The organism is Thermomonas carbonis (genome assembly GCF_014396975.1).
Classification (GTDB): Bacteria; Pseudomonadota; Gammaproteobacteria; order Xanthomonadales; family Xanthomonadaceae; genus Thermomonas; species Thermomonas carbonis.
On the sequence record NZ_CP060719.1, the window covers coordinates 947,952 to 962,778 of the forward strand.

The following is a 14,827-nucleotide window of genomic DNA, read 5'->3' on the forward strand; positions in this document are numbered from 1 at the left end:
CCTCTCAACGGTTGATGCGTTTCAGCAGGCGCGCGCGCAGGTCGCGGGCGCGATGTTCGTCCAGTGGCGACAGCACGCGGCGTGCCGGTTCCGGGATATGCGCGGCGGTGTCCGCATCCGCTTCGAACACGTAGTGGCGGAACACTTCCTGCCACTCGGCGCGCTCGTGCGCCGGCAGGTCGCGGAGGGTCATCAGTGCGTACATCAGCACGTTCATCGGCGTGTCCATCCACCCGGGCGCATCGCGCCACCAGTAGTTGACCAGCACATTGAACGCGTCCAACCCTTCCATGTGATGCCACCACAGGGAAGGAATGAACACCGCATCGCCCGGTTCCAGTTCGGCCACTTGCGCATGCCGCATCGCTTCGGCGAAACGCGGGAAGCGGTCGAGGTCGGGCGCAGCGAAGTCGACCAGGCTGATGGCCTGGCCGGCCGGATTGAAGTCGAGCGGACCGATGTACAGGTTCTGCAGTTGCGAGGGCGGAAACAGGGTCACCCGCCGACGGCCGGCGACCACGCAGGCGATGTTGTTCGGCACGTCCTGGTGCGCGGCAATGCGCGTGCGGTTGCCGATCCAGATGCTGGCCAGCGCATCGCGCCCGCCCAGGTCGAGGTCGTTGTGCGTGCGCAAGCCCGGCAGCCAGGTGTCGATGCTGGTGGAGGCGACATAGATCATCGGCGGCGCGGCGTGCGCGGCGTATTTCAGCAGGGTGTCCAGGACCACGCCCAACGGCACGTTTTCCTGGCGGAAATTGAAGCCGTCGAAGGTCTCGTTGTAGAACACGCGGCCACCAATCTCCGGGGCTCCGGTGGTGGCGACCACCGGCGGTGCGTCCGCGCGCGCATGCCGGCGCAGGCAGGCCACCGCCTCTTCCATGGAACCGCGCGCAGCCGACACCATCGGCCAGTGCGCGGCCACGCCGCGCAACACCACCGGCCTGTCCGCCCCCAGCACTGCATCGGACAGGGCGTCGGGCGAGTCGCCCCGACGCTCCGGGATTGGCTCAGCGCCCGCCAGCACGGCTCCGGTTCATCCTGTCGATGAGACCGCGGAAATTCGACACCGAGGCCACCGCCATGAACACCGGCTCAAGGTGGCCGGCTGCATGCAGCTCGCCGAGGGCCATTGCATCGAGCGCACGCAGGCGCTCTTCGTTGATCGTGTAATAGCCGGTCAGCCGGTTCACCGAACCGTCGTCCAGCTCCACGTCCAGCACGAACGATTCCAGCAGGTCGCGCGCCAGCAAGGCATCGACGAACGCCGGCACGCGCTGCAAGCCGTTGTGCAGGGTCAGCAGCACGGAAGCGACCCGGTCGAGGTAATCGGTATTGCCGCCATGCTCGCGGAACAGCGCTTCGCCGGCATCGCTGCGCACGCGCGGGCTGTCCAGGTCGACATGCACGGTGACGTCATCGCCACCGCGCCCGATCAGGAACGGATGGCGTTCGATCCCCAGCGGCAGGTAGGCCGCATCCCAGCATTCGCCGTCCAGGAACAGGTTGTGCCCTTCCTGGAAGCCGAGCAATGCCACCGGCGACAGCACGCCCTGCGCGTCCTTGCGGAACACGATGGGGTAATGCGCCTGCAGGTCGCGGAACTCCGCGGGGAAGGTGGCGACGAAGGCCACGTCATCCCCGAGCGCCGCGCCGCGCCGCGTGTCGATGCGCAGGTCGCGATGGTCGATGTTGTTGAGCTGGACGTGGCGTGCCATTCGATCGGTCCTAGATGCGCGGCATGCCGCGCGTGTTCACATGATCGAGCATCTCGCGATGCCCCGGCAACGCCGCCAGCATCCTGCGCGCCATCTCGGCCGATTCGCGGAAATAGCCTTCGGCGCGCGCCACGTCGTCCATGCGCCGCGTGGCCGGCCGCAGCTCGGGCTTGAAGCCCATGCCGTAGAGGATGAACTGGTAGCTGGCCGAGGGAAACACTTCCTCGACGCGGTTGAGGTCGTATCGGGACGGCGGCTGGTGGCGCCACAGTTCCATCCGCTCGCGCAGGCGTTCGGGGATCGTTTCCGGCCGGCGGTTGTCGCGCCAGTACGCACTGCCATCGCGCTTGCTGAGCACGTAGTGCAGCTTGAGGAAATCGACGATGCGATCCCAGCGATAGCTGAAGGTGTCGTTGTAGCGCTTCGCCACGATGTCGACCGCCGCGCGCGTGGATGGCATCTGGTCGGCGAGCATGCCGGCCGCCAGTTCCACCATCACCAGCGACGAGGCTTCCAGCGGTTCCATGAAGCCGCTCGCAAGGCCGATCGCCACGCAGTTGCGATGCCACCCGCCACGCCGGAAACCGGGCTTGATGGTGATCCTGGGCAAGGTGTGGATGTCGTCCTCGCGGCCGCCGGTCTCCACGATGTAGCGGCGCAGCGCGGCTTCGGCATCGTCGTCGCTGGTGTGGGTGCTGGAGTAGACGTGACCGATGCCGCGCCGGCTCTGCAGGCCGATGTCCCAGATCCAGCCGGCCTCCTGCGCGGTCGAGATGGTCTGGCAGGCGATCTCCACGCTCGGATCGACGTACGGCACCTGCACCGCGATCGCACGGTCGTTGAACAGCACGTCCTTCTGCGACTCGATTTCGACCCCGTAGTGCTGGCCGATCAGCAGCGCGCGCATGCCGCTGCAATCGACGAACAGGTCGCCTTCGATCGCGCCGTTCTCGCGCGTCTGCAGGGACGCGATGTCGCCGTTGTCGTGGGTATTGATGCCGATCATGTGATCGGAAACATGACGCACGCCGAGTTTCTCGACGCAGTGCGTGCGCAGGAACGCGCCCAGCTTGGCGGCATCGAGGTGATAGGAGTAATTGGCCACCGCCGCCCATTCCGGTGTGGCGAACTGCTTGGGCGACTTGCCTGCCTCGCACAGGTGCGACTGGAAGCAGGTGAGCATGCTGAAGGGCACGTCGCTGTGCGCCAGCCAGCCGGCCGCGAGATGCGTGTCCAGGAAGCCCGGCGGCAGCACGAAGGGATGGTGGTAGTAGTCGCCCTGGAGGTCTTCCCGCCAGTTGACGAACTTCGAGCCCTGCTTGAAGGCCGCATCGCACTGGCGGATGAAGTCGGTCTCGCTCACGCCGATCCGGCGCAGGGTGTCGCGCATGGTCGGCCAGGTGCCTTCGCCCACGCCGATCGTCGACACCTCCGGCGATTCGATCAGAGTGATCCGCAAGCCGGAGCCGGACGCGGTGTCGTGCTCGGCGGCTAGCACGGCGGCCGTCAACCAGCCGGCAGAGCCACCGCCCAGGATGACCACATGTCTGATGAATTGATCCACGCGTCTGCCTCTCCAAGTTGCATGAACGGATCACGATAGCGAACCCGTGAAATGACGAAGCCGCTGGCGACCAGCGGCTTCGTCACGCGATCATGGCCCGTTGCCGGTCCCTGCCGCCACTGCTTACTGGAAGTCGTAACGCAGGCCCAGCATGTAACGCGGACCGGTCTGGGTGCCGTAGAACAGGATGTTCCGGTTGCGCTCGCTCAGGCGTGCGGTTTCGTCGGTCAGGTTGATCCCCTCGAACTGCAACGTCAGGCGCTCGTTGAACTTGTAACCCACGCTCAGATCCCACTGACCGTAGCGCTCGACATACACCGGGTTGTTCTTGGCGACATCGCCAGGATCGCCGTCGTACTGTCCGCTCAGGAACTGGTCGCGCCAGTTGTAGGCCAGGCGCACCTGCCAGTCGCCCTTGTCGTAGAAGCCGACCAGGTTTGCGGAATCGCTCAGGCCCACCAGCACCTGCTGCGGACCCTTTGCCGCATTGTCGTATTGCAGGCTGGGGCTGCGGACGATGGTGTAGTTGGTCGCCAGGCCAAAGCCGCTGTCACCGAACATGTGTTGCAGGTTGATTTCGAAGCCGTTGAGGTTGTGCGAGCCGGCATTGGCAGGCGTGGTGATGCTGAACACCGTCAGCGGATCCCCGGCTTGCCCGGTGATGATCCCATTCGCCGCGTCCACCCCAGGCTGGCCATCGTAGTTGGCGAAGATGTAGTCGCGAATGCACTGCCCGTCCGCGACACCGCAACCTTCGGCAATCGCTTCGTTCCAGTAATCGCCGCCGATCGGCGTGGGCAGACTGAACAGGGTGTCCTGGAACGAGCCCGCGCCGTTGTCGATGTAGTTGGAGATGTTCTTGCGGTAATAGCTCAACGAGAAGTAGCTGGCGTTCCCGTAGTACCACTCGTATGACAGGTCGATGTTCTTGGACAGCAGGGGCTTCAGGTTCGGGTTGCCGGCCGAGCCGCTGCCGCCATTCACGCGCACATTCCCGCCAATCACCAATCCGCCCTGGATGTCTTTCCAGCCGGGCCGGCCGATGCTGTGGCCATAGCTGGCGCGCAACACCATGTCCTCGGTCAGCTCGAACTTGGCGTCCAGGCTCGGCAGCCAGTAGTTGTACTCGCCCTCCAGACTGGTGAACGACTTGCCGCCCATGATCGCCTGGAGCTCGTTGGGTGCGTTCCACTGAACGGCGACCGGGGTCACCACCTGTGCTGCGGAGAGCACCTTGGTTTTTTCGTAGCGCACGCCCACCGCCAGATCGACCGGCACGCGGGTCTCCCAGCGCGTGTTGAACTGCACATAGGCGCTGCGCGTCTTCTCGGTGGTATTCAGGTCGTTGTTGAGGTACTCGTCCGGGTAGGTCGTCATCTCGCCGCTGGCACCCACCGCGTCGCGCAGGCGCTCCAGATCCGTGGTCAGGAACAGCGAGGTGAAACGCGGGTCGTTGCCGTTGGAAAACGCGCCGAAATACTTGGCCATGTCGTCGATCTGCCAGATCGCGTCATCCCAATCGCCCGGCGTACCGAGCGGCGCGCCCCAATCGGGGTACTCGGTGATGCCCAGCGCCGTGCGGTTCCTGACCTCGGTGCTGGCCACGCCGAACTTGAAACTCGAGTAGTCGCCGAACTTGAAGTCGCCATCCAGGCGGCCCTGTTCGACTTCGGAACGCGAGTATCCATTCACGTAACGACGCCCGCTGGGGCGTGCCTGCGACGGATGCACGCCACCGACCGTGGGGTTCAACCCCATCTCGAGGATCGGCAGTTCGCCGTCGAACCAGACCGTGGTATTGCCGCGCATGTTGGCGGCAACGCCGATGCTGCCGTCGGTACCCCAGTCGCTGTCGGGGCCGATCTCGGCCGACGAGTTGTGGTAGTCGAACTCCAGGTCGAACGCGTCGGTGACCGCCCATTCCACGTTGAAGCCGACCGAATCGTTGACGGCGCGGGTCGCCCCCTTGCTGCCGCCCACGGCCAGGTCGGCGCAGCCCACGTAGACCCCGTTCGGGCCGAGCTGGTCGGTGCAGTTGATCAGTTCGCGGTAGAACACCGGACCCGCGGCCGGGCCATCGGTCCACGCGCTTTCGGACGGGCCGAAGTTGAACCAGACCGACATTTCGTTGCGCTGCTGCTGGATCTTGTTTTCGGAATAGGTGTAGTCGAGCGTCGCGGTCAGGCGATCGGTCGGCGCGAACTGCAGGGTCAGCTGGCCATTGGTGCGCTGACGTTGCACGCTGTTGACCGTGTAGCCGAACGACTGCGGGACCGAATACAGGTCGGTCGGGCCGGGCTGGTTCTCGACGCCAGGCGCACCCTGCGGAATCACGCCCCAGCCGCCTTCATTGCCGAAGTGCGTGCGCCAGCCACTGCCCACGCTGGCCTGATTGTAGCCGCTGTCGCGATCCTGGTAGCTGCCGCTCAGCGCGATGCCGAACTTGCCGTCGGCGAAGCTGCGGCTGAAGATGCCGGACACTTCGCCGGTGTAATCCTTGCCCTGCAGCGACGTGGGCAGATTGCCGTTGGATGTGTCGTGGACCGTCTTGATGCCGAGATTGGCCAGCGGGCCGCTTTCCAGCGGTCGCGCGGTCTTGATGTTGATGGTCGCGCCGATGCCGCCGGTGGGATTGTCGGCGCGACCGGTCTTGTAGACCTCCACGCCAGCCACCGCTTCCGATGCCAGGTTGGCGAAGTCGAACGCGCGCGAGTTGGAGGCATCGAAGCCGTTGAGCAGGGCACCCGGCATCTGCCGCCCATTGAGCAGGACCAGGTTGTGATCCGGGCCGATGCCGCGCACGGTGACCTTGGACCCTTCGCCGCTGGCGGTGCGATCGATCGAGACGCCGCTGATGCGTTGCAGCGATTCGGCCAGGTTGGTGTCCGGGAACTTGCCGATGTCCTCGGCGGCGATACCGTCGACCACACCCTGCGAATCGCGCTTGAGGTTCATCGCGGATTCGAGGGCCCCGCGAATGCCGACCACCACGACGGTGTCGAGATCCTTCGCCTCTTCGCTGGTGGCCGTGCCCGCGGGCTTGTCCTGGTCGGCGTTGGCATCCTGCGCCATCACTGGCGATGCCATCGCCAGCAGCAATGCGGTGACGAGCAATTGTTTCCTGGGTGCAGCGTGCTGTTGCTTCATGGGCATCCCCCTCTCCAAGGATTTGCACGAAAACTGTGGGTGTCTGAATTTTTTGTCACACGCGCCAAGGTGCTGGCGACTGGTGCGGCGGCATTAGGAAGGCAAATTGACAGCGTTGTCAAACTGCAGTGCAGCACCGCCTTCCTGCTTGTGCTGCAGCGTCTTTCCGCATGAAATCTTGTTGCGTTGCAGCATCAGACGATCGACCTTCCCAATTGGGAACGCGTGTGCCGCTCCGTCAATCGACGCTGGAAACGGGCCCGGTCGAACGCCGCAACTGCAGCGCATAAGGCACGTCGACGATGCCGCCACTGCCCAGTTCGCGCACTTCCTTGAGCAACTCGGTGGCGGCCAGGCGGCCCATCTCGCGGGTGGGCTGGCGCACCGTGGTCAGCGCCGGATAGATCTGGTGGGCGATCGGGGTGTCGTCGAAGCCGCAGACCGAGATATCCCCGGGCACCGACAGGCCTCGTTCGCAGATCGCACAGATCGCGCCGGCGGCCATGTCGTCGTTGGCGGCGAAAATCGCGGTCGGGCGATCGTCCAGGTCGAGCAGTGCATTGGTCGCGGCATAGCCGGACTCGTAGGAAAATTCGCCATCCACCACCAGCCTGGCGTCATAGCGCAGGCCGGCCCGGCGCAGGCCCTCGCGATACCCCGCCAGCCGCCACGCGCTGGCGCCGTGCGCGGCATGCCCGCGGACATGGGCGATGCGCCGATGACCGAGCGAGGCGAGGTGCGCCATCATCGAACAGACCGCGCCGTGCTCGTCCACCACCACGCCCACATGCCGGTTCTGCTCTTTCGCCGAGATGCTGGCGTACGGAATCCCCAGCTCCTCCAGGCGGCGCAGCAGGGCCACGTCGTCGGTGATCGGCGGGGTCAGGATCACCCCGTCCAGTTGCGCCTGCACCACCAGCGCCTCGACCTTGTCGATGATGTCGTCGGCGTTGTAGACCAGCGGTGCCAACATCAGGTTGTAGTGCTGCGCCTGGCAGGCATCCAGCACGCCCAGCTCGATCTCCATCAGGTAGTTGTTCGACGGGTTGTCGAACAGCATCGCCACCAGGTACGAGCGCCGCCCGGCGAGCACCCGCGCCGATGGCAACGGCCGGTAGCGCAGCTTCTCGACCGCGGCCTCGACCAGGCCGCGGGTGCGCGGGGAGACGTTGGGTTCGTTGTTGAGCACGCGCGACACCGTCTTCATCGAGACACCGGCCGCTTCCGCCACGTCCTCGATCCGCACGCGCCCGGCCTTCGCACGCACCTGTTCGCTCGCGGCCTCGTCTGCCGCAGGTTTCGTGTCGCCCATTGACTGTTCCCCGCACCGGCTCGCCGACCGCATCGAAAGTGTGCGGCCTTGCCACGCAGCGAAGGCTTGCCGCTTTGCAGCAAGCCTTCGCCGGTCGTACCCGCTATTGTGCGCTGGTGCTGACAACGCTGTCATTGCGCTCCGCACCAATTTAATCCTACCGCCCCGCCGTCGTCCAGGAAACGCAGACATGCCGTTGCATACCTCGAAGCCACGCCTCCCCGCCATGCTTTCCGCCGCAGCCTGCTGGCCATCGCGCTGCTGACCGCGACTGCCGCCTTCGCCGCGGATCAGCGTGCCGCGTCGCCGGCCGCCGCCATCGATCCCGCGCACTGGCCGCAACCGACCTGGCCGCTGCCGGCCGACGCCGCGCTGGAGCGGAAGATCGATGCCTTGATGGCGAAGATGACGATCGAGGAAAAAGTCGGGCAGACCATCCAGGGCGACATCTCCACGATCACCCCGGCCGACCTGCGCAATTACCGGCTTGGCTCGATCCTCGCCGGCGGCGGTTCCGATCCGGGCAACGTCTACAACGCCGCGCCCAAGGCCTGGCTGGATCTGGCCGATGCGTTCTGGGAGGAGTCGATGGACACCTCGCGCGGCGGCAAGGCGATCCCGGTGATCTGGGGCATCGACGCCGTGCATGGCCAGAGCAACATCGTCGGCGCCACGTTGTTCCCGCACAACATCGGCCTGGGCGCCACCCGCAACCCCGACCTGATCCGCGAGATCGGCCGCATCACCGCGGTGGAAACCCGCACCACCGGCATGGAATGGACCTTCGCGCCGACTGTCGCGGTGCCGCAGGATGACCGCTGGGGTCGCACCTACGAGGGCTATTCCGAAAATCCCGGGGTGGTCGCGATGCTCGCGCCGGCGATGGTCGAAGGCCTGCAGGGCAAGGCAGGCGCGAAGGACTTCCTCGACGACCACCACGTGATGACCACGGTCAAGCATTTCCTCGGCGATGGCGGCACCACCAACGGCAAGGACCAGGGCAATACCGAGGTCAGTGAAGCCGTGATGCGCGATGTGCATGCGGCCGGCTACGTGCCATCGATCGCCGCCGGTGCGCAGTCGGTGATGGCCTCGTACAACAGCTTCCACGGCGAGAAAATGCATGGCCACCAGGGCCTGCTCACCGGCGTGCTCAAGGAGCGGATGAACTTCGGCGGCTTCATCGTCGGCGACTGGAACGGCCACGGCCAGGTCAAGGGCTGCACCAACACCGATTGCGCGCAGACCTACATCGCCGGCCTGGACATGCCGATGGCCCCGGACAGCTGGAAGGGCCTGTACGAATCGACGCTGGCGCACGTGAAGTCCGGCGCGATCCCGATGGCGCGGCTGGATGACGCGGTGCGCCGGATCCTGCGCACGAAATTCCGCATGGGCCTGTTCGAGAAGCCCAAGCCCTCGCAGCGCGCGCTGGGCGGCAAGTTCGAATTGCTCGGCGCGCCGGCGCATCGCGCGGTCGCACGGCAGGCCGTGCGCGAATCGCTGGTGCTGCTGAAGAACCAGGGCGGCCTGCTGCCGCTGTCGCCGAACGCGAAGATCCTGCTCGCAGGCGACGGCGCGGACAACCTGACCAAGCAGACCGGTGGCTGGACGCTCACCTGGCAGGGCGATGGCACCAAGCGCGCGGACTTCCCGAATGCCGATTCGATCTGGGACGGTTTCCGCCAGCAGGTCTCGGCTGCCGGCGGCAAGAGTGAGTTGGCGAAGGACGGCAAGTACACGACGAAGCCCGATGTCGCCGTCGTCGTGTTCGGCGAGGATCCGTATGCCGAATTCCAGGGCGACCTGCCCAACCTGATGTTCAAGGCCGGCAAGTCCGGCGACCTCGAACTCATCAAGAAACTCAAGGCCGATGGCATCCCGGTGGTCGCGGTGTTCCTGAGCGGGCGACCGCTGTGGATGAACCGCGAACTCAACGCCGCCGATGCGTTCGTCGCCGCATGGCTGCCTGGCTCCGAAGGCGCGGGCGTCGCCGACGTGTTGTTGCGCGGCAAGGACGGCAAGACACAGCACGACTTCCACGGCAAGCTCAGCTACTCGTGGCCGAAACGCGCCGACCAGAACGACAACAATTTCGGGCAAAGGAACTACGACCCGCTGTTTCCGTTCGGCTTCGGCCTGCGCTATGCCGACAAGGGCGAGCTTGCAGCGTTGAGCGAGGATCCGGGCATCGATCCGGATGCCGCGCGCACCAACCTGTGGTTCGACAACGGCGTCGCCACCACCGGTTCGACCCTGCGCCTGGTCGGTGCCGACGGCAAGGCGATGGACATCGTGCATCCAATGGCGACCACCACCGACGGCTCGCTGGCGATGACCGCGATCAACACCACGATCCAGGAAGGCGCGCGCCAGTTCGTGTTCAAGGGCGACGGCGTGGTCGAGGTGCGCTCGAACACGCCGGTCGACCTGGGCCGCGAGACCAACGGCGATGTCTTCCTGGTCGCCACCGTGCGCGTCGATGCGCTGCCGGCCGGAGCCAAGGCCGCGATCGGCACCGGCTGCGGTGCGGCCTGCAAGGGCGAGGTGCAGATCGGCGACGCGCTGGCCAAGTTGCCGAAGGGCGAGTGGACGCGGCTTGGCGTGCAGCTGAAGTGCCTGCGCGTGGCCGGCGCGGACACCGGCAAGCTCGACATGCCGTTCTACCTGCGCGGCAGCAACGGCGTGCAGTTGGCGCTGTCGAAGGTCGTCGCCAGCACCGATTTCGACTACAAGGTCGAGTGCCCGATCCGCTGAGCATGCACGCCATCGCACTCACCTCGATGTTGTTGCTGGGCAACGATCCCGCCGCCGGTGCCATCGCGCCGGCGCGATGGGAACTTGCGTGGAAGGATGAGTTCGACGGCGACACCATCGACCTGGCCAACTGGGACATCGAGGAGAACTGCTGGGGTGGTGGCAATGCCGAACAGCAGTGCTACACCCGCCGCCAGGGAAAGTTCGCCAACGCCTTCGTCGCCGACGGCCTGCTTTACATCGTCGCCAAGCGCGAGGCGTTCACCGCCAGCAACCAGCCGGAGGGTGGCGGTCGCCTGAAAGCCACCCTGCCCTACACCTCGGCGCGGCTGCGCACGAAGCACAAGCAGGAATGGACCTTCGGGCGCTTCGAGATCCGCGCACGCCTGCCGCACGGGCAAGGTGCGTGGCCGGCGATCTGGATGCTGCCCACCGATTCGTCCTACGGTACGTGGGCGGCGTCCGGCGAGATCGACATCATGGAAGCGGTCAACATCGGCACGCCGACCGATGAACCCGGCGCGGCGTCAGGCACCAGGGAAACACGCGTGCACGGCACCCTGCATTACGGCCGGCCGTCGCCGGGCAATGTGCATACCGGCACCTGGTTTCGGTTGCCGAATGGCGCGAGCCCTTCCGACGGTTTCCATGTGTATGCGCTGGAGTGGGAGGAAGGCGAGATCCGCTGGTACGTGGACGGTGTGCACTACGCGACGCAGCGTGCGGACGGCTGGTTCTCGCAGGTGCGCAAGGGCGGCGATTGGGTCGACTCTCCGCCGGGCGCACCGTTCGACCGCGCTTCGAAGTACCACCTGCTGCTGAACCTCGCGGTGGGCGGCAACTGGGCCGGCAAGGTGAACGCGACCGGCATCGACGAAGCCGCGTTCCCGCAGGGCATGCTGGTCGATTACGTGCGGGTGTATCGCTGCAGCGCCGGCACGCCCGATGGCCACGGCTGCGCGACCGTCGGCTCCGATGCAAAGCTGGTGGTACCGGAAGCCGCGCAAAAGCGCCCCGCGCTGTAACGGGTTCGCTCTTGCTCGTCATTCCCGCGAAGGCGGGAATGACGGATCGGAGCGCAACACTGCGTTGCCGGCACCTGCATCACGCCGGGGCTAGAGTGGCGCTCCCACGTTGGCGGAGCTTCCACGATGATCGACCTCTACTACTGGCCCACCCCGAACGGGCACAAGGTCACGCTCTTTCTTGAAGAGCTTGCCGAGCAAGGGCACGGCCTCGATTACACGATCAAGCCGGTGAACATCGGCAAGGGCGCGCAGTTCGAACCCGACTTCCTGCGCATCTCGCCGAACAACAAGATGCCGGCGATCGTCGACCATGCACCTGCCGATGGCGGCGCGCCGATCAACGTGTTCGAGTCCGGCGCGATCCTGCTCTACCTGGCCAACAAGACCGGGCGTTTCCTCGGCATCCCCGATGGTGCCGACGCAGGTACCGCATTGCGCCAGCGCATCCTGGTCAACGAATGGCTGTTCTGGCAGATGGGCGGACTGGGTCCGATGACCGGACAGTACGGGCACTTCCACGTCTACGCGCCCGAGGACATCGCGTATGCGAAGGACCGCTACCGCAAGGAAGCCGAGCGCCTGCTGGGCGTGCTCGACACGCAGCTGGAGGGCCGCGCCTTCATCGCCGGCGCGGACTACAGCATTGCCGACATGGCCAGCTATCCGTGGATCAGCCCGTACGACAAGGCGCCGCTGGACCTCGCGCCTTTCGCCAACGTCCGACACTGGCAGGCGGCGATCCGCGAACGTCCTGCGACCCGTCGCGCGTATGCGCTGACGAAGCAGGTCAGCCCCGACGCCGGCAAGCCGATGAGCGACGAGCAGAAGAAGATCCTGTTCGGGCAGGGCGCGCGCTGACGCAAAAAAGGCGAGGCCGGGTGCATTCGCTACGCGACTCGAGATGTCGCTGCGCGAACGCCCCCGGCCTCGCCTCTGGCAGACCTCACATCTTCGGCTTCAGCTCGAATTCCTTCGGCGGCGTCGCGCCGAGCAGGTGTTCGACGAAATAGTCCCAGCGCCGACGCATGACGTAGTAGCTGTCCTTGCCGTAGCCGTGGCGCGCATTCGGCAGCAGCAGCAGGTCGAAATCCTTGTTCGCCTTCATCAACGCATCCACCACCAGCAGGGTGGATTGCGGCGGCACGTTGTCGTCCATCAGGCCATGCAACAGGAACAGCTTGCCCTTCAGGTTCTTCGCGTAGGCCGCATTGTCCTGGCCGGTGTAGTTGCTGGTGCCGTCGGCGTTGGTTTCCATCAGGCCGTGGTAACGCTCGCCCCAGTCGTCCTCGTAGCTGAGGTTGTCGTGGTTGCCGGATTCGGCGATGCCGACCTTGTAGACCTCCGGGTAGCGGAACATCGCGGTGGCGGTGGCATTGCCGCCGCCGGAATGGCCCCACATGCCGGCGCGGGTGGCGTCGATCCACGGATATTTCGCCGCGAGTTCCTTCAGCGCGGCGACCTGGTCCGGCAACGTGTTGTCGGCCATGTCGCCGTACCACGCGTCCTGGAACGCCTTGCTGCGCATCGGCGTGCCCATGCCATCAACGGCGATCACGATGAAGCCCAGTTCGGCCAACGCCTGGTGGTCGCCGTGCGCGGGCGTGAAGCTGCGCGAGCGCACCGAACCGACCTGCGGGCCGGGGTAGATGTAGGTGACGATCGGATACTTCTTCGATGCATCGAAGTTGGACGGCTTGAACATCTGGCCATAGAGATCGGTCTTGCCGTCGCGCGCCTTCACGGTGAACGACTCCGGGGCGACCCAACCCGCTGCCTTCAGCCGCGAAATATCCGTGCGCGCGAGTTCGGCGACCTGTTTGCCATCGGCATCGCGCACCAACGCGACCGGCGCGGTGTCGATCGTCGAATACACATCGACGAAGCGCTTGCCGTCTTCGGACACGGTAATCGCGTGGTTGGCGTTTTCCGGCGTGAGCAACTGCACGTCGCCGCCGTCCATGCCGACCTTGTAGTAGTGGACGAAATACGGATCTCGGTCGGCTTCGCGGCCGACGCCCTCGAACCAGAGCGTGCGCGACGCGGTGTCGAGGTGAGCAACCTTGGCCACGTTCCAGTCACCGCTGGTGAGTTGGCGCTTTTCCTTGCCGCTGGCCAGGTCGTGCAGGTACAGGTGGCCCCAGTCGGATTTCTGGCTGAACCACAGGAACTCGTTGCTCTCCGGCAGGTAGCGCCAGTTGACCGAGTCCAGCGCCGGTGCGCTCTGGTACTGGGTGGCCACGGTTTCCACGAACACGTCGCGGACCTTGCCGGTGGCGGCTTCGGCCACGCGCAGGGTCGCGGACTTGTGGCCGCGGTCGGTGCTGACGAAGGCCAGGGTCTTGCCGTCCTTCGCCCACTGCACGTCTTCCCAGCCTTCGCTGCAGACGATGTCGTCGCTGCAGGTCGAACGATGCTGGTCCGGCGGCATTTGCAGGCGGATGGTCTTCGGCTTGGCTCCGGACAGGTCGATGATGACCCGCTCGATCATGGTGACGTCCTTGTCGCCGACGAACGGGTACTTCCACTGCTCGACCTTCGGCACGCCGACATTGGTTGCGACCATGGTCATCGTGCTGGTCTTGCGCTGGTCCTGCTGGAACGTGGCGATCTGCTTGCCATCCGGCGACCACACCAGGATCGCGTTGTCGGTGTGCTTCCAGCCGGCGTTGTCGGTGGCGTAGCCATAGTCCGGCTTGCCGTCGAAGGTGAGCTGGGTTTCCTTGCCGCTGCCGAGGTCGCGCAGCCACAGGTTCCAGTCGCGGATGAAGGCCTCGCGGCTGCCGTCGGGCGATGGCGCGCCGGGCTCCTCACCCGAGGCAGGCTTGGACAACACGCCGCAGCCGTCGGCGTCGCAGCGGAACTCGCCCTGCATGCCGGCCAGGCGCAGGCTGCCATCGGCATTGCGGGAGACCTGAAGCGGCGGCAGTTTGCCGGCATCCACCGGCCGTCCCTTGCCGGCGGCGGCCAGGTTCATCGCATCGGCCAACGCCTGCGCATTGAACGCCGGCGTGGTCTTGCCGGTGGCCGGGTCGAAGCGCAGGACTCGCTCCACGCCAGCGGTGCGCTCGCGGTAGACCAGGGTGCCGTCGTCCAGCCAGCCGATGCCGCTGGTTGCGCGATCCATCAGCGGGCCGGTGCGGTCGCCCAGCATCGACGCGGCGCGCTCGTAATCGGCGGCGGTCAACGCCCGCGCCTGCGCCATCGCATCACCCATGCCGATACCGGTCACCAGCATCGCCCCCAGCCACGCCTGCTTCGCATTCATGCGCCCCATCTGTCCCGTCCCGTTTTCCGACTACTGCCT

At 65.8% G+C, this 14,827-nt stretch carries 9 protein-coding genes; 3 read left to right on the forward strand and 6 right to left on the reverse strand.

Going from position 1 to position 14,827, the window contains the following annotated elements; translation table 11 throughout:
* Positions 1 to 4: 4 nt before the first annotated feature.
* The 5 genes from H9L16_RS04415 to H9L16_RS04435 all read right to left on the reverse strand — a co-directional run bounded on the left by H9L16_RS04415 (position 5) and on the right by H9L16_RS04435 (position 7,738).
* Positions 5 to 1,024 carry a cupin-like domain-containing protein gene (locus H9L16_RS04415; protein WP_187553354.1) on the reverse strand — a complete coding sequence of 340 codons (1,020 nt, stop codon included), beginning with the start codon at positions 1,022 to 1,024 and terminating at the stop codon, positions 5 to 7.
* Positions 1,008 to 1,715, reverse strand: a complete 708-nt coding sequence (locus H9L16_RS04420; RefSeq protein WP_187553355.1) for a SapC family protein — start codon at positions 1,713 to 1,715, stop codon at positions 1,008 to 1,010. The genes H9L16_RS04415 and H9L16_RS04420 overlap by 17 nt, the downstream gene beginning before the upstream one ends.
* Before the next feature lie 10 nt (positions 1,716 to 1,725).
* Positions 1,726 to 3,279, reverse strand: a complete 1,554-nt coding sequence (locus H9L16_RS04425; RefSeq protein ID WP_187553356.1) for a tryptophan halogenase family protein — start codon at positions 3,277 to 3,279, stop codon at positions 1,726 to 1,728.
* Positions 3,280 to 3,402: 123 nt separating this feature from the next.
* A complete protein-coding gene (locus tag H9L16_RS04430) occupies positions 3,403 to 6,426 on the reverse strand; it encodes a TonB-dependent receptor (protein WP_187553357.1) in 3,024 nt (1,007 codons plus the stop codon).
* A 238-nt stretch (positions 6,427 to 6,664) separates the two neighbouring features.
* Positions 6,665 to 7,738 carry a LacI family DNA-binding transcriptional regulator gene (locus H9L16_RS04435; protein ID WP_187553358.1) on the reverse strand — a complete coding sequence of 358 codons (1,074 nt, stop codon included), beginning with the start codon at positions 7,736 to 7,738 and terminating at the stop codon, positions 6,665 to 6,667.
* Positions 7,739 to 8,134: 396 nt separating this feature from the next.
* Between H9L16_RS04435 and H9L16_RS04440 the strand changes: the two genes are divergently transcribed.
* The 3 genes from H9L16_RS04440 (at position 8,135) to H9L16_RS04450 (ending at position 12,381) form a co-directional block, all read left to right on the forward strand.
* The gene (locus H9L16_RS04440) at positions 8,135 to 10,495 is read left to right on the forward strand and encodes a glycoside hydrolase family 3 protein (protein ID WP_187553359.1); all 2,361 of its coding nucleotides are present in this window, start codon (positions 8,135 to 8,137) and stop codon (positions 10,493 to 10,495) included.
* 2 nt (positions 10,496 to 10,497) lie between these two features.
* Positions 10,498 to 11,520: a glycoside hydrolase family 16 protein gene (locus H9L16_RS04445; protein WP_187553360.1), complete on the forward strand. Its 1,023-nt coding sequence runs from the start codon at positions 10,498 to 10,500 to the stop codon at positions 11,518 to 11,520.
* Between the two features lie 126 nt (positions 11,521 to 11,646).
* Positions 11,647 to 12,381, forward strand: coding sequence for a glutathione binding-like protein (locus H9L16_RS04450; RefSeq protein ID WP_187553361.1), 735 nt, complete (start codon positions 11,647 to 11,649; stop codon positions 12,379 to 12,381).
* A gap of 85 nt (positions 12,382 to 12,466) precedes the next feature.
* Here H9L16_RS04450 and H9L16_RS04455 read toward each other — a convergent pair whose 3' ends face one another.
* Positions 12,467 to 14,788 carry a S9 family peptidase gene (locus H9L16_RS04455; RefSeq protein WP_187553362.1) on the reverse strand — a complete coding sequence of 774 codons (2,322 nt, stop codon included), beginning with the start codon at positions 14,786 to 14,788 and terminating at the stop codon, positions 12,467 to 12,469.
* Between the last annotated feature and the right edge of the window lie 39 nt (positions 14,789 to 14,827).